Here is an 18,384-nt window from a genome sequence, read left to right on the forward strand (position 1 = left end):
CGGCGCGGACGCCACTTCCCGCGCCGGCGGCTTTACGTGCGCGGCACGGTGGTCCGCGCTCAGCCGTGAACACTTCTCCCGTCGGCTGATGGACCAGGTCGCCGCGCTTGATCCATCGGACCAGAGGACCCGACGCGCCGTCCGGCAGGACGCCGTTGTGGCGTGAGTTGCCGAGCGGTACATCGCCTGCCGCACCACGTTCCCGTCAGGCCGCCTCGGGGTGGGGTGGGAAGGCGGCATCGGTGGCGTCGCGGATGACGCGGTAGCAGCTGCAGGCGTTGGTTTCCAGGCGATCGCGGTCGCGCACGGTGATGCTGCCGCGGCTGTAGCGGATGCAGCCGTCTTCGGCCAGTGCACCGGCGACTTCGCTGACCGACGAGCGGCGCACCGCCAGCATCTGGGCGAGGAACTCCTGAGTGAGGGGGAACCGGTCGCTGTGCATTCGATCGGCGGTCATCAGCAGCCAGCGGGCACAGCGTTGCCGAGTCTGGTGGCTGCGGTTGCATGTCGGCGGACATCGATTCGTCACGTGCCGGCGCAGCGAAGCCCAGGTGGGCCATCGCACCGCGCTGGAGGTGCGTCCGGCACGGGTCGTCCAGGTCGACGCTTCGCTATCGCGCATTGTGACCGAGGTGGTTACCAGACGGCACAGGTCCCCTTCCGTCCTCTCGACAACACCTGTCGGCGGTGCGACCGCTTCCCCCAGCGATCCACACGACGCGCCATATCGGCCAAGGACAGCAACATGTGATGGCTTCTACACCACGCGCCCCCGGCAGATTCCGGCGGCCACCGCAACGCGGCGCTGACGGCCATCGCCGAGACCCGTCACCAAACCGTGTGACAGCGGCAGGCGTGACTGCTCGGCGGGATTGGACATCGTCCACTGTGGCCGGTAACGGTCGGGCGAGGCCATCGACGCCACACCAACAACAAGGTTTATTTCGACAACCTTCGGGTAGTGCGAACCGAAGGGCCCAGCCGGCAGGAGGTCACGTGCGAGGACGGTTGTGAGTAACCGGGTATGGCTCTACCGTGAGAACACCACACCAGAATGCCGAACACCGCGAAATGTCGTTGTCTGGGTTGAACACGCAGGCTGGCCAACCACGCGCGGACGCTTGAGAAGAGCATCCCATGCACGCTCTCTTCCGCTCCGACGACACCCAGGCCCTGACGATCACAACCCACACCTGCCAAGGCTTTCCGGTCACAGCCGTGCACGGCGAGATCGACATGTGCACCGAAGAGCTGTTCCGTGTCGTGCTGAAGCAACAGCTGGCGAACAAGCCGTCCGTTCTGGTGGTCGACCTGCGCGGAGTCACCTTCCTCGGCTCGTCCGGCATCAACGTCCTGCTGACCGGTCACGCCGACGCCAAGCTCATCGGTACGCGATTGGCGGTAGTGGCCAACCAGCGAGCCGTGCTGATGCCGCTGTCGGTCACCGGCATCGATCTCGTCTTCGACCTTCACCACGATCTGCACGAGGCGCTGCGCGTTCACGCTGCCTAGAGCGAGCCCCTGCTGCGCAGTCACTCGCCTGACGGGACGGAGACGTCTAGTTCGTCATGGTGTGCGATGACGGTCGCGGCGAGCTGGACCAGCTTGACGTTGAGATCTTGAGAGGTGCGCCGCAGCACGTCGAAGGCCTCGTCGGCGGACATTCCGCGCCGGCTCATCAGGATGCCCTTTGCCTGGCCGATCACATCCCTGGAGTCGATCGCATTGCGCAGGTGAACAGCCCGGAGCTCAGCTGCTCCGACGGCCTGGGTGTGGGCCAGGGCCAGCGAGGCGTGTGTTGCCAGCAGCAGCGCCATGTCCTCGTCAGCCTCCTCCAGGCCACGTGGACGATGGGAGTAGACGTTCAAAGCACCGGAAAGCAGCGGTAGCTCCGCGTTCGGCAGCAACGTGGTGGATAGCACCGCGCCTACGCCGTACCCGGCGGCGGCCGGACCGAAGCGCGGCCACTTGGACTCGGCCGCCAGATCGAAGCTGCCCGCCACACCGGGGCCTAACCCGAGTGCCGCGTCCAGGCAGGGACCCTCGCCGAGGTCGTATTGCAGCTGATCCAACGTGCCCGCCACCGGGTCGGTCTCGACAGGTGTGTGGAAGTGCCCGTCCGGCGTCCGCAGCGTGACCGACGCCAGATCCGCGCCCGGCACAGCCGCAGCGTCGCGTGCGTCACCTGTTCGAGCACCACAGCCACGGTGTCGGCATCCAGCAGCGAGTGGGTCAACGTCGCGAACTGCTGAGCGAGCGGCCCCAGCGGGAACCAGTGATCCCCCGCCACCGGACCGGCGACGAACCGCGCCTTGTCCCGAGCCCAATCCCACTCGCTCGGCTGCATGGCCGCTACCTCGGTTCTCCCGCTCCCACCCGTCGCGGGTGCGGACGGTGACCGGCGCGTCGGCCCCGCGCTGGTGAACGCCGGCCCGTCTGAACACCAGTCACCTTCGCGGCCAAGCGCAGGGTCAGCCCGACGTCCAGTCGCTACTGGTCAACGTACATCGCATCGGAGGTTTCGGCGATGCCCTGCACCGTGTGTCCGTGAGAATCGCTCGGTGAAACCGCGGTGGTGGCCGTCGGCCACTCAGGTAGCACGCTCGGGTCCTTGGCGGGGGCATTCCGGTGCCTGAGCCTGCACGATGTTCACGGTGTCGACCACCGACACGGTGCTGTCGGGCAGTCTCACCGGCACCCACAGGTGAGAGGTCTCCGGATCGACCACGTGCGCCCCGAGGACCACGCCGCACAAGAAGACAGCGGGGTGCAGCGCATCGGGGTTGAGGTAGGTGACGACCGCGCCGCGGTCAGGGCGTGGCGTGATGGGCATGGTGAAGTCCGTGGGGTCGGAAGCTCGCACCGGTTCGTTGCTGTGCAGCCTCAGGGGTATGAGGTCGGTTGCTCGACGTTCTGTTCGGATACCCGCGACAGGCCGGTGAAATCACGAGAAGGCGAGTTGCTGCCACGGATCATCGCGGCGACCAAGCTCATCGCACGCCTGAAGGCGCTGGACGGTCAGAGCGCGGCCACACGTACGGCAGATCGTCCGGAACTTCCGGGAAGAACCGGCGGTAATGCCCAGGATTCTTGCGCACCAGGGCGGATTGGTGGCTGCGGTGCATGGCTTCGTCACCCAGCCAGCCAGGCACCTCACCCTCGGCGGCGAGCTCGTCCTGGCTGCGAACCGTCGTGATCTGCTTGGCGTGCAACAGATCCGCGCGCATCGTGGCCTCACACGTGTCGCGGAACCCCGCCGCGCACCACACAGCGCAGATCTCCAGGCCGTATCGCACGAGCGCTTCCTCGTATCCCGCCCACATCCGCGCCGCCGGGTGGTGGCGCCAGCCGTGACCGGGCACCGTCAGTGCGCGCTGCAGCTGGAGCGCCTCAACTCGTTGCCTGCCGAGCCTGCGCTGATCCAGAACCCGCGCGGTGGCGGCGAAATCGGGGTACGGCAAGAATGTTTGCACACGGCTCGGATACCCGCCGTCACCGCTCACAACCTCAGCTCGTCCCGCTTGATCCATCGAGCGAGCAGGACGGACGCGTCGTCTTGCAGTACGTCGTTCTGGTGTGCCAGCACGGCTTTGACCAGTCTGCGCGCCGTCTCGGGTGGCGGGTGCGCCGCGGCGGCTTCCCGTTCGAGAAAGTCCGTCAGCCGCGTCTCACCGAAGAACTCTCCATTGTGGTCACGTGCTTCGGTCACGCCGTCGGTGTGCAGGACGAGCCAGTCGTCGGACTGCAGCACCTCCTCGGCGATGGTGAGTTCGCCGGTTCCCAGGCCGAAAGGTCGCCGGTGCCCGCCGGTGAGGCGTTTGACGACCTTGCCAGACCGCATCAGCAGCGGCGGTGGGTGGCCGGCATTGACGTACCGCAGCCGCCCGCTGATCAGGTCCAGTTCGGCCAGGACACCGGTCGCGAACGCGCCGTGGGGGAACTGGGTGTTGATCGTCTCGTCCATGGCACGGGCCTGTTCGAACAGGCCGTGCCCGGCGCGGCGGGTGCTGCGGCAGGCGGCCAGCGCGGCGGCGGTCACGAAGCCGCTGCGCATGGTGTGCCCGACGGCGTCGAAGATCGCCAGTGACGCCATGTCCGTCGACAAGGAGTAGTCGAAGGCGTCACCACCGACCTCGTAGCAGGGCTCCAGCATGCCGGCGACGGCGAAGCTGTCCGTGGCGGCCGTGAGCGGCGGCAGCAACTGCCAGATCAGGTCTGCGGCGGGTGTCCTGGGCCTCTGCAGGCGGACGACGTCCAGTCCGTCGCCGTAGTGCGTGCTGATGGTGACCAGGTGACCGATGAGGGTCGACAGCCATTGGCACCGCTCGCGCAGGTCGGGGTCGTGCAGGTCCGTTCCTTCTTGCAGGGTCATGTCGAGCACGCCGAGGCGTTCCACCCCATCGAGCAGAGGCACCCACAACCGCGGGTGTCCGTCGGTGGTGGACGGCACGGTCTCTACCGTCCTGAACGCCCGGCCCGGCAGGGTGGAGTCCACTCCGAGCGGTGTGAGGCCTGCATTTTCTCGGTCGCACAGCGGATGCAGGACGCGCTGGTCGTAGTCGACGAGATAGATCGTGATCTCCAGGCCCAGTGCCTGACCGGCGCGCGCTACGACGACGGGGAGGCGTTCCGGCGGTGCCTGGTGCATGCCGTCGAGCAACTTCACCAGTCCGGCCAGCGGGCCGGTGCGCGGGCTTGCCTGTGACCGGAACGTGTAGGGAACCCGGTGCGGCCAGGTGAGCTCGTCAAGACGCTCGTTGACCGCGTGCGCCAGCACGTCCCGCTGCAACGCGGACAAAGGCATGAGTCCGTGCAGGTACGCGTCGACCTCCATCAGGCCTGCGTCTCCACCGAGGGCGAAGTACCGCGTCCACAACTGCTGCAGCGTCAGGTCGGATCGGATGAAGGCGAGCGACATCGCATGGCGTTGCTCGTCCTGCTGTGGTGATTATTGTTCGGAGGACATGGTGATCAGCGGTCACGCCGGACGGTGGACCGGATCAGTGTGCCGGCCAGGTCGCGGACCTTCTTGTTCTCGTCGCGGGAGGCACGCGCCAGCATGGCGAACGCGGTTCCCTCGTCGACGTGTTCGCGCGCCATGAGGATGCCTTTGGCCATGCTGATCACGTCTCGGCCGCGCAACTGGTCGACGAGCGCGTCACTGAGTTTCCGAGCGTTGTCGAACGACCTCACGTTGGCCATCAGGATCGCCGCCTGCGCGGCGAACATCGTGAGCAGGTACTCGTCTCGGTCCCCGAACGTACCGGGCTCGTGGCCGTACACCTTGATCGCACCGAGCGCATCACCTCCGGCGACCAACGGCGCGCTCAACGCCGCCCGCATAACCGACTCCCTGGCAGCTGAGATCCACCGCTGCCAGCGCTTCTCGCTGGCGATGTCGTCGACGCGGAACACGCGGCGTTGTTCCCATGCACTCAGGCATGGGCCCTCCCCCAGCTCGTACTGAAGGTCGTCCAGGTGTTCCACGAGCGGATCGGTCGCCGCCGCGGTCGTCCTGCGTCCGTGCTCGTCCAGCAATGTCACGCCGGCTGCGGCGGCGCCGGGCAGCGCCTCCTCTGCCAGCGATGTCACGACGCTCAGTGCCGTGTGGACCGTCTCCCGCGACAGCAGCAAACCCGACATCCGCGCGGACACGGCTGCCAGTTCGTCGGCCAGCGGCAAGTCGTGGTCCATCCGCCTGGCTTCCCCGCACGCACGGCACCAAAACGGCCGGACACGATCAACCGGCGGTCGGCAAGGGCGCCTCGGGCTGCTCGCGCAGCGGCAGGAGGTTGTCCATGGCGGTGGCGTTCAGCACTCGCGCAACCGTCGCACTGGCAGTGACACTGATCGGCACACGCCGCTCGATCCCCTGTGCACGGATCCGGTCCAGTGCCGTGATGCCGGACGAGCCGAAGTACGCCACTTCCGACAGGTCGATCACGACCTCCTCGGCGCCGGCGTCCATCGCCTCCGCGCAGCGCCGCTCCAGCTCGTCGCTGTTCGACAGGTCGACGTCGCCGGCCATCCTCACCACGGCCATTCCGTGGCCGGAAGGGCGCTGCGCCGCGTCGGCGTCGAGCAAGGTGAGCAGATCCTTCGTCCCGCCCTCGCGGAACGCCCGGCGCTGACGATCCGCACCGCAGCCGTCGCGGTCCAGCACCCGCAGACCGTGCTCCACCAAAGCCAGGTCGCCGTTGGCGTCGAGCACCGGCGTCAGCTCGCGCACGAGTGCGTTCAGTTGCTGCCGCACCGGTAGCAACCGGCCGGACAGCACGTCCAACGTACTGCCCGTCAGACCGTCCTTGGCCGCGCGCCAAGAGACCTGGCGCAGCGTCTCGACGGGCACCGGCACCGCGAGCACACCGCGTTCGACCTCCGCCACCGCCTTCGTGGCCAGAGCACGTGCCAGGGCCGCCAGCAGCACCGCGTCGTCCACGCTCGCGGCCACGTCCGCAACACGCACCTCTACCGTCGGCAGGTGAGCGGACGGCCGGACGTCCCAGTAGATCATCCCCTGGTCCAGCGCGGTCTCCGCGTCCAGCAGCGTGTCGGACACGGCTTGGTAGTGCTGCCAGGAGGTGAAGTACGGCGGTGGCCCGGACACCGGCCACCGCGACCACACCATCTGCCGCCAGCTCGCGAAACCGGTGTCGGCGCCACGCGAGAACGGCGAGTTGGCGGTGATCGCGCCGAGCAACGGCAGCCACGGACGCAGGTGGTTGCACACCTGCACCGCCGTCTCCCGGTCCGGTACGGCGACGTGCACGTGACAGCCGCAGATCAGCTGCTGTTCCGCCAGCGCACCGAAGGCACGGGCGATCCGCCGGTACCGCAGGTCGTCCGTGATCACGCCGGTCATGTCTCCCAGCGGTGGCGCGCCGACCGCGATCGCACGGCATCCAGCTGCCCGCGCGGCGCGTGCGACCACACTGCGCGTGCGGAGCAGTTCACGTCTCACCTGCTCCACGTCCGTACACACCGCGGTGTTGGTCTCCACCTGCGACCCGGTCAGCTCGTGGTCCAGTTCGAGGCCGAACAGATCACGGGCAGCCGCGACGACGTCGCCAGCCCGGTTCACCGCCACGCCGGTCACCGGATCCACCAGGAGGAACTCCTCCTCCACGCCCACAGTCGGACTGCACGCCTCAGTCGATGATATCCGCTCCACGTCCCACCGCCCTGCTCGTGGCGCGTGTGCGCCGCAGATGTTCCTGGTGGGTGGCCGAATCATCACAGCACGCGGGACGGCCACCCGAAGGGGTACCGGCGCGCTGCTTCACCGGTGGATGCCCCCGTTCGCCGGAGCGAGCGGGGCACCGGCCGAATACCCGTTCGCACCAACACGAAACGTCGCCCGATATCAGCCCACCCGCTGCAGCACGACCAGCGATCGCGCCGTCAGAACGAGCTGACCGGTCGCGGCGATCGGCTTCTCGCCCTCACCACGTTTGAAGCTCAATGAAGCGGGCACAGGCAACGTATGGGAATGCGAGATCGTCACTGGGACCAGTCGCTGCGGGTCCTGCTCGAGGGCTACGCCTGGCTGCCAGGCCTTCGACGCAGCACCGGCAGCGACGTGGTGCGGACACGAGTCATGGGCCAGCCCGCACTCGGGTTGTGCGGACCGGAAGCCGCGCAGTACTTCTACGACGAGAAGCACGTGCAGCGGCACGGCGCGATTTCCAGCCCTGTGCTGAGCACGCTGTTCGGTCACGGCGCGGTGCACACTTTGGACGGTGACGCCCATCGGCAGCGCAAGAGCCTCTTCCTCTCGCTGGTGACACCCGACTCGATCGCCTCACTGGTCAGCTGCGTGGCGGCCGCGTGGGAGGACACCGTCGTCGGATGGCGAGCAGGCCGCGCGGTCGTGCTGTTCGACGAAGCGAGCCGCGCGCTCACGGCCGGTGTGCGCCGCTGGGCCGGCGTCCCGGTGGAAACCCACGACGTGGCGGACCTCGCGGCGGATCTCGTCGCGATGGTCGACGGGTTCGCCACGGCCGGGCCCCGGCACTGGCGTGCCCGCAAGGCCCGCAAACGCCGTGAGGTGTGGCTCGGATCGCTGGTGCGACAGGTGCGCGACGGTGAACTCGACGCACCGCACGGCTCTGCACTCGAGGCCGTCGCACGGCATCGCGACGCGGACGGCGAGCTGCTCGACCCGCACACTGCCGCGGTGGAGTTGCTCAACTTCATCCGGCCGACGGTCGCGGTGTGCTGGTTCGTCGCCTACGCCGGACATGCGCTGCACCGCTGGCCGCAGCACCGGGAACCACTGCGGGCAGGCGGTGACTTCGCTGTGGCGTTCGCACACGAGCTGCGCCGGTTCTACCCGTTCGCGCCGTTCCTCGGTGGCCGCGCGGCACAGGACCTGACGTGGCGGGGCGAGCACGTTCCAGAGGGATCCCTGGTGCTGCTGGACCTCTACGGCCAGAACCACGACAGTCGCTTGTGGACGGACCCGTACCGGTTCGACCCGCACCGGTTCGTCGTCCAGGAGATCGGCGCGTGGGACCTCGTTCCGCAGGGCGCCGGTGATCCGCACACCGGGCACCGCTGCCCCGGCGAGCCGTTCACCGTCGCGCTGCTCGCCGAGCTGTGCACCCGCCTGGCTCACCAGGACTACGACGTGCCCGGCCAGGACCTCACCATCTCGCTGAGCCGGATTCCGGCGCGCGTCCGCAGTGGGTTCGTGCTCAGCCCGAGGTGAACCCGGCGATGAGCTGAGCGGTCATCCCGCCCCTGCGGAACGGGAAGGTGTGTGCGCCGGCGACCTCCTTCGACCGTCCGTCCGGCGCCGCCGCGGTCAGCCGGTCGACCCACGGTTGCGGGGCGAACGCGTCGTGTTCACCACGGGCCAGCAACACCGGACAGCTGACCTCCGTGATGACGCGTTCCGGCTCGTCCTGTTGTGCCGACCGGACGAAGCGGCAGAGCGCCTTCGGGCCGCCGCGCAGGTAGTCCGGCACCGTCGCCGGCCAAAGGCCTGGTGGCTCGTGCCGCGAGTTGCGCACGTACGCGCGGAACAAGCCCTTCGCGGCACGTTGCTCCGGCGGGAACGTCGGCCCGAGCAGCACCAGCGACCGCACCAGTTCAGGCTGTGCCGCGGCAACATGCAACGCCGCCTGGGCCCCTGTGGAGTGTCCGACGAGGACCACGGGACCGCCCACCACCTCCTTGACCCAGCCGGACACCGCGTCCGCGACGGCACCGATCTCGGCCGGGCACACGCGCGACGCACGGTGGCCGAAGCCCGGCACGTCGAGCAGGTGTGCCCTGGCCCAGGCACCGCAGCCCGCGAGCGTGTCGACCAGATAGCCCAACGCCCCGAGGCCCGGCACCAGGACGACGTCCACGTGGCCGTCGTGCTGCAGGCCAGCTTGCAGACTGCGGACCTTCCGGGCCGCGACCTCGTCCCACCGCTCACACACGTGCCGCAGATGGTCCGGCATGACAGCCTTCCTTCCTCCGTCGGCTCGGAAAACGTGATGCTGCTCCGGGTTTGCCCACGCTCGGCCGGGCTAACTCCTCTGCACCGGATGTAATCGAGCGGAGATAGGACAATGGGGTCTGTCGAACAACTGCGAACGCTGGCACGCGAGCACGTCGCCGTCGCCGCGCTCACGATTCCGCGCCTGCTGCGGCATTCGGTGTGGCGCGACGCGAATCCCCACGAGGGCGCGGGTCTCGGTGTGCTCCTGGTGCCGGGATTCGGCGCGAGCGACTTCAGCCTCACCTTCGCCACCACCTGGCTGCGCGACCGCGGGTACGTGCCCACGGGCGCGGGCGTCGGGTTCAACGTGGGCTGCACCTCCGAGCTGGTGGACCGCATCGAACAACGGCTGGAAGAACACGCCGATGCCACCGGCGGGCCCGTGGTGCTGCTGGGACAGAGCCGCGGCGGCGGGCTCGCCCGTCTCGCCGCCGCTCGCCGCCCGGACCTGGTGTGCGGCCTGGTGATGCTGGGCAGCCCGGTGCTCGACCCGATGGGCGCGCACCCCCAGGTGCTGCTCGCCGCCAGGGCGCTGGCCCGGCTGTCCGCGCTGGGCGTGCCCGGGTTGATGGACACCGACTGCCTCTCGGGCACCTGCTTCGAGGACAACGTCAAGTCGGCCACCGCGCCACTACCGCCCGAACTGCCTGCGGTGTCGTTGTATTCCAAATCGGATGGCATTGTGCCGTGGCAGCTGTGCCTCGACCCGTCCGCCGAGTGCGTCGAAGTGCGCAGCACCCACACCGGCATGGGCCTCGACCCCGACGTCTACCTCGCCTTGCGTCCGCGCCTGGCCGCGTGGGCCGCCCAGCGGTACGACCTGCGCAATGCCGGATGACTCGCGACTCCTGCGGACAGCGGAAGAGGTCTTCGGCTGGACCGAGCTGCGCCGGGAACAGCTGCTCGGCATGCGGCACCTGCTCGACGGCCGGGACGTCCTGGTGGTCATGCCGACCGGTGCCGGGAAGTCCGCCATCTACCAGGTCCCGGCGATCCTGCTCGACGGCCCGACCGTGGTCGTGTCCCCGCTGATCGCCCTGCAACGCGACCAGGTCACCTCGCTGCGGGCCAGCGACGCGCCGGCCGCTGCGGCCGTGAACTCGGCGCAGTCGTCCGAGGCCAACGAGGAAGCTTGGCGGGCGTTCGGCGAAGGCAAGACCGAATACCTCTTCCTTTCGCCGGAACAACTCGCGAACGCCGACACGCTTCAGCGGCTGCACCAGGTGAGGCCTTCGTTGTTCGTCGTGGACGAAGCCCACTGCGTGTCGGCGTGGGGCCATGACTTCCGGCCCGACTACCTGCGTCTGCGGCACGTGATCGAGCGACTCGGTCATCCGCCGTGCTCGCGCTGACCGCGACCGCGAGCGGTCCGGTCCGGGCCGATGTCGTCGAGCACCTCGACCTGCGCGACGCCGCGGTGATCGTCGCCGGATTCGACCGGCCCAACCTGCACTTGGCCGCCCGCTTCTGCACCGACGACGACGAGCGCAGACGGGCGGTGACCGAGTGGGTGGCGGAGCGCGCCGGGCCGGGCCTGCTGTACGTGGCCACCCGCAAGGACACCGAACGGTACGCAGCCGGCCTGACCTCGCGGGGCTTGGCCGCGGGCGCCTTCCACGCCGGTATGAAGGCAGCTGACCGGCGACGGGTGCAGGACGGCTTCATGCGGGGCGAGCTGGACGTCGTCGCGGCCACCTCCGCGTTCGGCATGGGCATCGACAAGCCGGACGTGCGGTTCGTGGCGCACGCCGCCACACCCGGCTCGCTGGACGCCTACTACCAGGAGATCGGCAGGGCCGGCCGCGACGGCGAGCCTGCGGAGGTGATGCTCTTCCACCGCCCAGAAGACCAAGGCCTGCAACGGTTCCTGGTCACCCGGAAGCTGGACCGCGAGTGCGTTGGCGAGGTCGCGGCCGCGGTGCGCCGTCGCCGCCTGGGCATCGCGATCACCGAGCTGGCGCGGCAGCTGGACCGCTCTCGCAGGAAGGTGTGGTGAACCTGTTGGAGAGCGCGGAAGTCGTGCGGACCGACCACGACCGGGTGAGGTACGAGGAAGGTGCTCCGCCACCGGCGAAAGCCGTCGCAGCCGTGAGCAAGGAGGCTGAGCGACAGGCGAAACGTGACCGTTCGCGCGTGGAGGTCATGCGCGAGTACGCCGAGACCCGCGGCTGTCGCAGGCGTTTCCTGCTCGGGTATTTCGGCCAGGCGCTCGAAAAGCCGTGCGGGAACTGCGACATCTGCGACGAGGGCGTGCCGGCCGATGACGCGGAACCTGGTGAGTACCCGCCGAACTGCGTTGTGTGCCACGAACAGTGGGGGCGCGGCACGGTCGTGCAGCGCGAAGCCGATCGGTTGATGGTGTTGTTCGACGACGTCGGCTACAAGACGCTCTCCCTTGCTGCCCTCCGCGGCACCGAGGTGCTCGCGCGGTGCGGTTGAACATCGGCCGGACGGGAACACCTGCGGTGCCCGAGTTCCATCGTCACGAGGCGGCCGCACATGCCAGAAGACCAGTACACCCGCCAGGACCCGCGGACCCAGTACCAGCGCCCCGGTCACCAGGAAGGCCAGGAGCAACCGCACCCCGGCACTGACCGGCAGATGGGACCCGAGCCCGACCACGGCGAGCGCACCTACCGCGGCAGCGACCGTCTGCTCGACGCCAAAGCGGTGATCACCGGCGGTGACTCCGGCATCGGTCGGGCCGCGGCGCTCGCGTTCGCCCGCGAAGGCGCGGACGTGCTGCTGTCCTACCTAGAGGAGGAGCAGGCCGACGCCGAACGCACCGCCGAACTCGTGCAGGAGGCCGGCCGCCAAGCCGTGCTGGTGCCTGGAGACCTCCGCACGGAGGAGGCGTGCCAGGAGGTGGTCAAGCGCGCCGACGAGGAATTCGCGCGCATCGACGTCCTGATCAACAACGCGGCCTATCAGATGGCGCAGAGCGAAGGCCTGCTCGGCATCAGCAGCGACCAGTTCGACCGGGTGTTCAAGACCAACATCTACGCGATGTTCTGGCTGTGCAAGGCCGCGGTACCGCTCATGCACCCCGGCTCCACCATCATCAACACCTCGTCGATCCAGGCGTTCATGCCCTCTCCGCCGCTCATGGACTACGCCGCCACGAAGGCCGCGATCGTCAACTTCACCAAGGCGCTGTCGGCCGACCTCATCGGCAAGGGCATCCGGGTCAACTCCGTCGCACCCGGTCCTGTGTGGACGCCGCTGATCCCTGCGACGATGCCTGCCGAGAAGGTCGACGACTTCGGCGCGCAGACGCCGATGGGCCGCGCCGCGCAACCCGCCGAACTGGCCCCTGTCTACGTCTTCTTCGCGTCCCAGGAGTCCAGTTACATCACCGGCGAGGTACTCGGCGTCACGGGCGGCCAGCTGCTCACCTGACCAGGTGTCCCCCGACCAGCCGACGCAGACCACATGGTTCAAGTCGCAGCGTCCCGGCTAACCCTCCTCTATGGACCAGAGCAGGGTACCGGTGCTGGAAGCGTTGCAGGCGTATCGCGAGCGCGGCTACACGCCGTTCAACCCGCCCGGCCACCGCCAGGGCCGCGGCGCGGACCCGCGCGTGCTGGAGATCCTCGGCGAAGCGGTGTTCGCCGCCGACGTCATCTCGGTCAACGGGCTGGACGACCGGCTCAACCGGCAGGGCGTCATCGAGGAAGCGCAGCAGCTGATGGCCGAGGCCGTCGGCGCCGAGCAGGCGTTCTTCTCGACCTGTGGCAGTTCTCTGTCGGTCAAGAGCGCCATGCTCTCGGTCGCGGGACCGCACGAGAAGCTGATCGTGCCCCGCCATGTCCACAAGTCGGTCATCTCGGGGCTGATCCTCAGCGGAGTCTCACCGGTGTGGCTGTCCCCGCACTGGGACGCCGAACGCCACCTGTCCCACCCGCCGGGCGTGGACGAGGTGCGCGAGCTGTTCGAGGCCGAGCCGGAGGCCAAGGGCATGCTGCTGGTGACGCCCAACGACTACGGCACCTGCGGCGACATCGCCGCGATCGCGGAGGTCTGCCACGAGTTCGGCAAGCCGCTGATCGTGGACGAGGCCTGGGGCGCGCACCTGCCGTTCCACGGCGACCTGCCGCCGTGGGGCATGGACGCGAACGCCGACGTGGTCGTGACGAGCGTGCACAAGTCCGGTGCCGCGGTGGAGCAGAGCTCGGTGTTCCACATGCAAGGCGATTTGGTCGATCCGAACGTGCTCAAGGCCCGCGAGGACCTGCTGGCCACCACCAGCCCCACGTCCCTGGTCTACGCCACCCTCGACGGCTGGCGGCGGCACATGGTCCAGCACGGCGAGGGCCTGCTCACCGCGGCCCTGGCGCTGGCCCATTCCACCCGCGCCGCGATCAACGACCTGCCCGGCCTGCGCGTGATGGGCGAGGCCGAGTTCCTCGGCGAGAAGCTGGCCAAGTCGCTCGACCCCCTCAAGATGGTCATCGACCTGACCGGCCTCGGCATCAGTGGCTACCAGGCCGCCGACTGGCTGCGTGAGCACCAGCGCGTCACCGTCGGCCTGTCCGACCACCGGCGCGTCGTCGCCCAGTTCACCCACGCCGACGACCACCGCACCGCCGGCATCCTGCTCGACGCGCTCGGCGCCCTGGTCAAGGCCGCCGACGAGATGCAGACGCCACCGCCGGTGGATCTGCCCTCACCGGAGGACCTGCAGCTGGAGACGGCGATGCTGCCGCGCGACGCGTTCTTCGCCGAGGTCGAGCAGGTCGGCGCCGACCAGGCGATCGGACGGATCTGCGCCGAGATGGTCACGCCCTACCCGCCCGGCGCACCCGCCATCCTGCCCGGTGAGGTGATCACCGAAGAGGTCGTCGACTACGTCCGCAGCGGCCTGAACGCCGGGATGCAGCTGCCTGACCCGGCCGACTCGGAGCTGAAGACGTTCCGCGTCGTGGCCAGGAAGCCGTAACGGCGTCAGGGCAGCGTGCGCAGGTAGGCCGGTGCACGTCGTGCGGGTGCCGCGCGTTCGAAGTCCGCGGCGAACCGCAGGACCGTCGCATCCGCCCCGTGCCCGCCCAGGAACGACACCCCGATCGGCAGCGGCCCGGCGAACCCCGCCGGGACCGTGATGGTCGGACAACCGGCGACCGCCGCCGGACTGGCGGTGCTCAGCCCGTCCGGATCGCCGTTGTCCGCGGTGGGCCACGCCGGACCGTTGGTGGGCGCCATGATCACGTCCAGGTGGTGGGCGGCGAGCACCTCGTCGATCGACCGGCGCGCCAGTGTCGTCGCCGTGCGCCGCTGGTCGAGGTAGGCCGCGTCACCGATCGGCGGCGCCTTCTCGGCGTCGAAGAAGCGCTCCTGCCCGAACCTGCTCAACTCGACCGGGTCGTTCTCGTTGAACTCGATCAGCTCGCGCACCGTCCGCGGCACCCCGGGCCGGGTCCTCAGGTACTCCTCCACGTCGTGCTTGAACTCGGTGACCAGCGCGGCACGTTCGGCGGCGTGGATCTCCTCCTGGTACCGGAGTTCGACGTCGACGGTGGTGGCGCCGCAGCCGCGGAGGATCTCCACCGCCGATTCCAGGACCCGGTCGACCACGGCGCTGAACCCAGCCTTGCGCCACACGCCCACCCGCGCACCCCGCAACGCACCGGGCGTGAGCGGGTGGTCCACGCCTGCCAGCACCGACATCAGGACGGCGACGTCCTCGACGTTTCGGGCCATCGGGCCCGCGGTGTCCTGCTCGAGCGAGATCGGCACGACACCGGCGCCGCTGACCCTGCCGAGCGTGGGTTTGAACCCCACGACGCCCGTGTGGCCCGCCGGGGACACGATCGAGCCGTTGGTCTCGGTGCCGATCGCCACCTGCGCCAGCGAGGCCGCCACCGCCGCGGCCGACCCGGACGAGGAGCCGCACGGGCTGTGCCCCAGCACGTGCGGGTTGCGGGTCTGCCCACCGACCGCAGACCAGCCGGACGGCGTCCACGGGGAGCGGAAGTTCCCCCACTCCGACATGTTCGTCTTGCCCAGCACGACCGCACCGGCGGCCCGGAGGCGGCGCACCAGCTCGGCGTCGTGCCGCGGCGGCACGCACAACGCTCGTGAGCCGGCCGTGGTCGCCAGGCCGGCGGTGTCGATGTTGTCCTTGAGCAGCACCGGAACACCGTCCAGCGGTCCACGTGACTGTCCGCGCGTACGCCTGTGATCGCTGTCAGCCGCCTGCTTCAACGCCGTCGGGTCCACCGCCAGCACCGCCCGTACCAGCCGGTCGACGTCAGCGATGCGCCGCAGGTAGGCGTGAGTCAGCTCGACCGAGGTCAGCGTGCCGTCCGCCATCAGATCGGCGAGCAGCGGGATCGTCGCCCGGTCCAGGTCGACGTCCGCGCACGGACCGGCGGTCACCGGGGCGCTGGCGGTCACGAGCTGCATCTTGCAATTGCCGGACCGCGGGCGGCGTGAGTCAACCACAGAACCGCCGATTCAAACGTGTTTTCCCTCACACGTCGCCGTCGAAGCACCCCGTAACACCAGGTAGGCGCTTGATCGTGCGCAAACGGGGTAACTGAGTTGCATCGAGCAGTCCGGTTCATCCGAGGAGAGACGCCACGTGTGGAATCGCCGGAGAGGTCGTGACCGCGCAGGTGGGAAGCCCCGACCTCGCCGCGGTGGAACGCATGACGCGATCCCTGTGGTCACGGGGCCCGGACGGTGCGGGGCACTGGTCCGAGGGACGGGTGGCGCTCGGACACCGAAGACTGTCGATCATCGACCTGTCCGAGAACGGCACCCAGCCCATGATCGACGACGAGCTCGGGCTGGCGATCGTGTTCAACGGGTGCATCTACAACTACCGGGAACTGCGCGCGGAGCTGTCGAGCCGCTACCGCTTCAGGTCCACCAGCGACACCGAGGTGATCCTCAAAGCCTACGACCGCTGGGGTGAGCGGTTCGTCGAGCACCTCGTCGGCATGTTCGCGATCGCGCTGGTCGACCGGCGGCGCGACCGGGTGCTGCTGGTCAGGGACCGGCTCGGGATCAAGCCCCTCTACGTGGCCGAGGTGCACGGGCGGACGCGGTTCGCCTCGACCCTGCCCGCGCTGCTGGCGGGTGGCGGTGTGGACACGGAGCTCGACCCGGTGGGCCTGCACCACTACCTGACCTGGCACTCCATTGTCCCCGCACCGCGCACGGTCCTGCGCGGCGTGCGCAAGCTGCCGGCCGCCACGATCCGCGTGCTCGAACCGGGCCGGGCACCCCGAGATCACGTCTACTGGCAGCCGTCGTACACGCGGCGGTCCGAGCACGCCGGGTGGGCCGCGCAGGACTGGCGTGACGCGGTCCGTGAGGCGCTGCAGGTCGCGGTGCGGCGGCGCACGGTGTCCGATGTGGACGTCGGCGTGCTGCTCTCCGGAGGACTGGACTCCAGCCTCCTGGTGGCGTTGCTCGCCGAGGAAGGGCAGCAGCCCAGCACGTTCAGCATCGGCTTCACCGACCGCGACGGAGTGGACGGTGACGAGTTCGCCTACTCCGACGCCGTCGCGCAGAAGTTCGGCACCGATCACCATCAGCTGCGCATCGATGACGAGCAGATCGCCTCCGCCGTCGAGCACGCCGTGGGATCGATGAGCGAACCGATGGGCAGCCACGACGCCACCGCATTCCACCTCGTGTGCCGCGAGGTGTCCCGGCACATCAAGGTCGTGCAGTGCGGTCAGGGCGCCGACGAGGTGTTCGCGGGCTACCGCTACCACCAGCCCGCAGCCGGCGCGGCACGGCACCAAGCGGCCGACGTGCTCCGCGAAGCGTTCCACGACCTGACCCACGACGAGCTCGCGCACGTGCTGAAACCGGACTGGCTTCCGGATGAGGACGTCAGCAGCGACCTCGTTGCGCGGCACCTCGCCGCTCCTGGCGCGGACACTGCGCTGGATGCCGTACTGCGGACGGACACGCATCTGCTGATGCCCGACGACCCGGTCAAGCGGGTGGACAACATGGCGATGGCGTGGGGCGTCGAGGCGCGCGTGCCGTTCCTCGACCAGGACCTCGTGGAACTCGTCGCGGCGTGCCCGCCGGAGCTGAAGTCCGGACAGGACGGCAAGGGCATCCTCAAGGACATCGGGCGCGATCTGCTGCCCGTCGAGGTGGTCGACCGGAAGAAGGGGTACTTCCCGGTTCCGGCGCTCACCCGGCTCGACGGAGAGGTGCTCGGCCTGCTCCGCTCCGCGTTGAGCTCCCCCGCCGCCCGCCGTCGCGGCGTCCTGCGCCCCGGTTACGTCGACGCCCTGCTGGCCGATCCGAACGGCCAGTTCACCAAAGCCGGGAGTAACGCGCTGTGGCACCTGGGCGTGCTGGAAATCTGGCTGCAGCAGCACGGCATCGGCTGAGTCTGCACGGGCCGCAGCTGGCCTCCGGTTGGACCGGAATCGTCGGGGTACGCCAGTGCCGCTGCTGGCACGGCACCTGCCCGACAGCAAGGCCGACATGATGTTGCGCGGGCTGGAGCAGGAACCCGACGGCGGCGGCGCGAAGGAACAGCTGCTGAGGCAACGCGCCGCGGAAAGGAACCCGTGATGACCCGGCCGGATGTGCGTCCCGGAACCATTGTGATCTACACCGACGTCGCTTGCGCGTGGTCGACCGTCACGATCGCGCGGCTGCTGCGCACCCGCGCCGACCTCGGCCTCGACGAGCAGGTGCGGCTGGACCACCGGTGCTTCCTGCTCGAGGACGTCAACTCCTTCCCCATCCCCAAGAAGCTCCTCGACTCCGAGATCCCGGTCGCCGGCGCCCTCGAACCCAGTCTGGGCTGGAAACCCTGGCAGGCCGATCCGTCCGAGTGACCGGTCACCACAGCGCCGGCCAACGAGGCCGTTCACGCCGCCAAACTGCAGTCACTGCAGGCCGCCGAGGAACTC

Annotated in this window: 19 protein-coding genes and 1 pseudogene; 11 read left to right on the forward strand and 9 right to left on the reverse strand. The window is 69.1% G+C overall.

What is annotated here, in order from left to right; translation table 11 throughout:
* Positions 1-205: 205 nt before the first annotated feature.
* Positions 206-622: a Crp/Fnr family transcriptional regulator gene (locus C8D87_RS48670; RefSeq protein ID WP_112228414.1), complete on the reverse strand. Its 417-nt coding sequence runs from the start codon at positions 620-622 to the stop codon at positions 206-208.
* 515 nt (positions 623-1,137) lie between these two features.
* Here C8D87_RS48670 and C8D87_RS23780 point away from each other — a divergent pair.
* Positions 1,138-1,512, forward strand: a complete 375-nt coding sequence (locus C8D87_RS23780; protein WP_112228415.1) for an STAS domain-containing protein — start codon at positions 1,138-1,140, stop codon at positions 1,510-1,512.
* Positions 1,513-1,532: 20 nt separating this feature from the next.
* On the opposite strand, the pseudogene C8D87_RS23785 reads toward C8D87_RS23780, so the two are convergent.
* From C8D87_RS23785 to C8D87_RS23810, 6 genes and pseudogenes are all read right to left on the reverse strand, one after another.
* Positions 1,533-2,347: pseudogene (locus tag C8D87_RS23785) on the reverse strand (ANTAR domain-containing protein).
* Positions 2,348-2,590: 243 nt separating this feature from the next.
* Positions 2,591-2,863 carry a hypothetical protein gene (locus tag C8D87_RS23790; protein WP_112228416.1) on the reverse strand — a complete coding sequence of 91 codons (273 nt, stop codon included), beginning with the start codon at positions 2,861-2,863 and terminating at the stop codon, positions 2,591-2,593.
* A 127-nt stretch (positions 2,864-2,990) separates the two neighbouring features.
* Complete coding sequence (locus tag C8D87_RS23795) at positions 2,991-3,473, reverse strand: MSMEG_6728 family protein (protein WP_112228679.1); 483 nt, start codon at positions 3,471-3,473, stop codon at positions 2,991-2,993.
* Between the two features lie 26 nt (positions 3,474-3,499).
* Positions 3,500-4,918: a PP2C family protein-serine/threonine phosphatase gene (locus C8D87_RS23800; RefSeq protein ID WP_112228417.1), complete on the reverse strand. Its 1,419-nt coding sequence runs from the start codon at positions 4,916-4,918 to the stop codon at positions 3,500-3,502.
* 53 nt (positions 4,919-4,971) lie between these two features.
* On the reverse strand, positions 4,972-5,694 hold the full coding sequence (locus C8D87_RS23805) for a GAF and ANTAR domain-containing protein (RefSeq protein ID WP_112228418.1): 723 nt from the start codon (positions 5,692-5,694) through the stop codon (positions 4,972-4,974).
* A 46-nt stretch (positions 5,695-5,740) separates the two neighbouring features.
* The gene (locus C8D87_RS23810; RefSeq protein ID WP_233442256.1) at positions 5,741-7,132 is read right to left on the reverse strand and encodes a glutamate--cysteine ligase; all 1,392 of its coding nucleotides are present in this window, start codon (positions 7,130-7,132) and stop codon (positions 5,741-5,743) included.
* Positions 7,133-7,489: 357 nt separating this feature from the next.
* Here C8D87_RS23810 and C8D87_RS23815 point away from each other — a divergent pair, with 357 nt between their 5' ends.
* The gene (locus C8D87_RS23815) at positions 7,490-8,710 is read left to right on the forward strand and encodes a cytochrome P450 (protein WP_112228420.1); all 1,221 of its coding nucleotides are present in this window, start codon (positions 7,490-7,492) and stop codon (positions 8,708-8,710) included.
* On the opposite strand, the gene C8D87_RS23820 is transcribed toward C8D87_RS23815, so the two are convergent.
* Entirely contained in the window at positions 8,697-9,452 is a 756-nt protein-coding gene (locus C8D87_RS23820; RefSeq protein WP_112228421.1) for an alpha/beta fold hydrolase, read from the reverse strand. The two genes, C8D87_RS23815 and C8D87_RS23820, sit on opposite strands and share 14 nt — an antisense overlap.
* Positions 9,453-9,563: 111 nt before the next feature.
* Between C8D87_RS23820 and C8D87_RS23825 the strand changes: the two genes are divergently transcribed.
* From C8D87_RS23825 to C8D87_RS23840, 6 genes are all read left to right on the forward strand, one after another.
* The gene (locus C8D87_RS23825) at positions 9,564-10,331 is read left to right on the forward strand and encodes an esterase/lipase family protein (protein ID WP_112228422.1); all 768 of its coding nucleotides are present in this window, start codon (positions 9,564-9,566) and stop codon (positions 10,329-10,331) included.
* On the forward strand, positions 10,321-10,845 hold the full coding sequence (locus tag C8D87_RS48940) for a DEAD/DEAH box helicase (protein WP_325049705.1): 525 nt from the start codon (positions 10,321-10,323) through the stop codon (positions 10,843-10,845). The genes C8D87_RS23825 and C8D87_RS48940 overlap by 11 nt, the downstream gene beginning before the upstream one ends.
* A complete protein-coding gene (locus tag C8D87_RS48945) occupies positions 10,833-11,489 on the forward strand; it encodes a helicase-related protein (RefSeq protein ID WP_325049706.1) in 657 nt (218 codons plus the stop codon). The genes C8D87_RS48940 and C8D87_RS48945 overlap by 13 nt, the downstream gene beginning before the upstream one ends.
* Positions 11,486-11,932, forward strand: a complete 447-nt coding sequence (locus C8D87_RS48950) for a RecQ family zinc-binding domain-containing protein (protein WP_325049707.1) — start codon at positions 11,486-11,488, stop codon at positions 11,930-11,932. Before C8D87_RS48945 ends, C8D87_RS48950 begins: the two co-directional genes overlap by 4 nt.
* 60 nt (positions 11,933-11,992) lie before the next feature.
* Complete coding sequence (locus tag C8D87_RS23835) at positions 11,993-12,892, forward strand: SDR family oxidoreductase (RefSeq protein WP_112228423.1); 900 nt, start codon at positions 11,993-11,995, stop codon at positions 12,890-12,892.
* Positions 12,893-12,962: 70 nt separating this feature from the next.
* Positions 12,963-14,432 (forward strand): aminotransferase class I/II-fold pyridoxal phosphate-dependent enzyme, encoded by a 1,470-nt coding sequence (locus tag C8D87_RS23840; RefSeq protein WP_112228424.1) that lies wholly within the window; start codon positions 12,963-12,965, stop codon positions 14,430-14,432.
* 5 nt (positions 14,433-14,437) lie between these two features.
* Here C8D87_RS23840 and C8D87_RS23845 read toward each other — a convergent pair whose 3' ends face one another.
* The gene (locus tag C8D87_RS23845; protein ID WP_112228425.1) at positions 14,438-15,895 is read right to left on the reverse strand and encodes an amidase family protein; all 1,458 of its coding nucleotides are present in this window, start codon (positions 15,893-15,895) and stop codon (positions 14,438-14,440) included.
* A gap of 185 nt (positions 15,896-16,080) precedes the next feature.
* On the opposite strand from C8D87_RS23845, the gene C8D87_RS23850 reads away from it, so the two are divergent.
* The 3 genes from C8D87_RS23850 to C8D87_RS47060 are packed head-to-tail and all read left to right on the forward strand — an operon-like array spanning position 16,081 to position 18,309.
* A complete protein-coding gene (locus tag C8D87_RS23850; protein WP_112228426.1) occupies positions 16,081-17,853 on the forward strand; it encodes an N-acetylglutaminylglutamine amidotransferase in 1,773 nt (590 codons plus the stop codon).
* A 55-nt stretch (positions 17,854-17,908) separates the two neighbouring features.
* Positions 17,909-18,040: a hypothetical protein gene (locus tag C8D87_RS48675; protein ID WP_267899882.1), complete on the forward strand. Its 132-nt coding sequence runs from the start codon at positions 17,909-17,911 to the stop codon at positions 18,038-18,040.
* The gene (locus C8D87_RS47060; protein WP_215732456.1) at positions 18,040-18,309 is read left to right on the forward strand and encodes a hypothetical protein; all 270 of its coding nucleotides are present in this window, start codon (positions 18,040-18,042) and stop codon (positions 18,307-18,309) included. Before C8D87_RS48675 ends, C8D87_RS47060 begins: the two co-directional genes overlap by 1 nt.
* The last annotated feature ends 75 nt before the right edge of the window (positions 18,310-18,384 follow it).

The sequence above is a fragment of the Lentzea atacamensis genome (genome assembly GCF_003269295.1).
Classification (GTDB): Bacteria; Actinomycetota; Actinomycetes; order Mycobacteriales; family Pseudonocardiaceae; genus Lentzea; species Lentzea atacamensis.

Bases quoted from the DNA above. Each gene is read 5' to 3' on its own strand.
- C8D87_RS48670 (WP_112228414.1), bottom strand. From the start codon at position 622: ATGCGCGATAGCGAAGCGTCGACCTGGACGACCCGTGCCGGACGCACC.
- C8D87_RS23780 (WP_112228415.1), top strand. From the start codon at position 1,138: ATGCACGCTCTCTTCCGCTCCGACGACACCCAGGCCCTGACGATCACA.
- C8D87_RS23800 (WP_112228417.1), bottom strand. From the start codon at position 4,918: ATGTCGCTCGCCTTCATCCGATCCGACCTGACGCTGCAGCAGTTGTGG.
- C8D87_RS23805 (WP_112228418.1), bottom strand. From the start codon at position 5,694: ATGGACCACGACTTGCCGCTGGCCGACGAACTGGCAGCCGTGTCCGCG.
- C8D87_RS23815 (WP_112228420.1), top strand. From the start codon at position 7,490: ATGCGAGATCGTCACTGGGACCAGTCGCTGCGGGTCCTGCTCGAGGGC.
- C8D87_RS23820 (WP_112228421.1), bottom strand. From the start codon at position 9,452: ATGCCGGACCATCTGCGGCACGTGTGTGAGCGGTGGGACGAGGTCGCG.
- C8D87_RS23825 (WP_112228422.1), top strand. From the start codon at position 9,564: ATGGGGTCTGTCGAACAACTGCGAACGCTGGCACGCGAGCACGTCGCC.
- C8D87_RS48940 (WP_325049705.1), top strand. From the start codon at position 10,321: ATGCCGGATGACTCGCGACTCCTGCGGACAGCGGAAGAGGTCTTCGGC.
- C8D87_RS23835 (WP_112228423.1), top strand. From the start codon at position 11,993: ATGCCAGAAGACCAGTACACCCGCCAGGACCCGCGGACCCAGTACCAG.
- C8D87_RS23840 (WP_112228424.1), top strand. From the start codon at position 12,963: ATGGACCAGAGCAGGGTACCGGTGCTGGAAGCGTTGCAGGCGTATCGC.
- C8D87_RS23845 (WP_112228425.1), bottom strand. From the start codon at position 15,895: ATGCAGCTCGTGACCGCCAGCGCCCCGGTGACCGCCGGTCCGTGCGCG.
- C8D87_RS47060 (WP_215732456.1), top strand. From the start codon at position 18,040: ATGACCCGGCCGGATGTGCGTCCCGGAACCATTGTGATCTACACCGAC.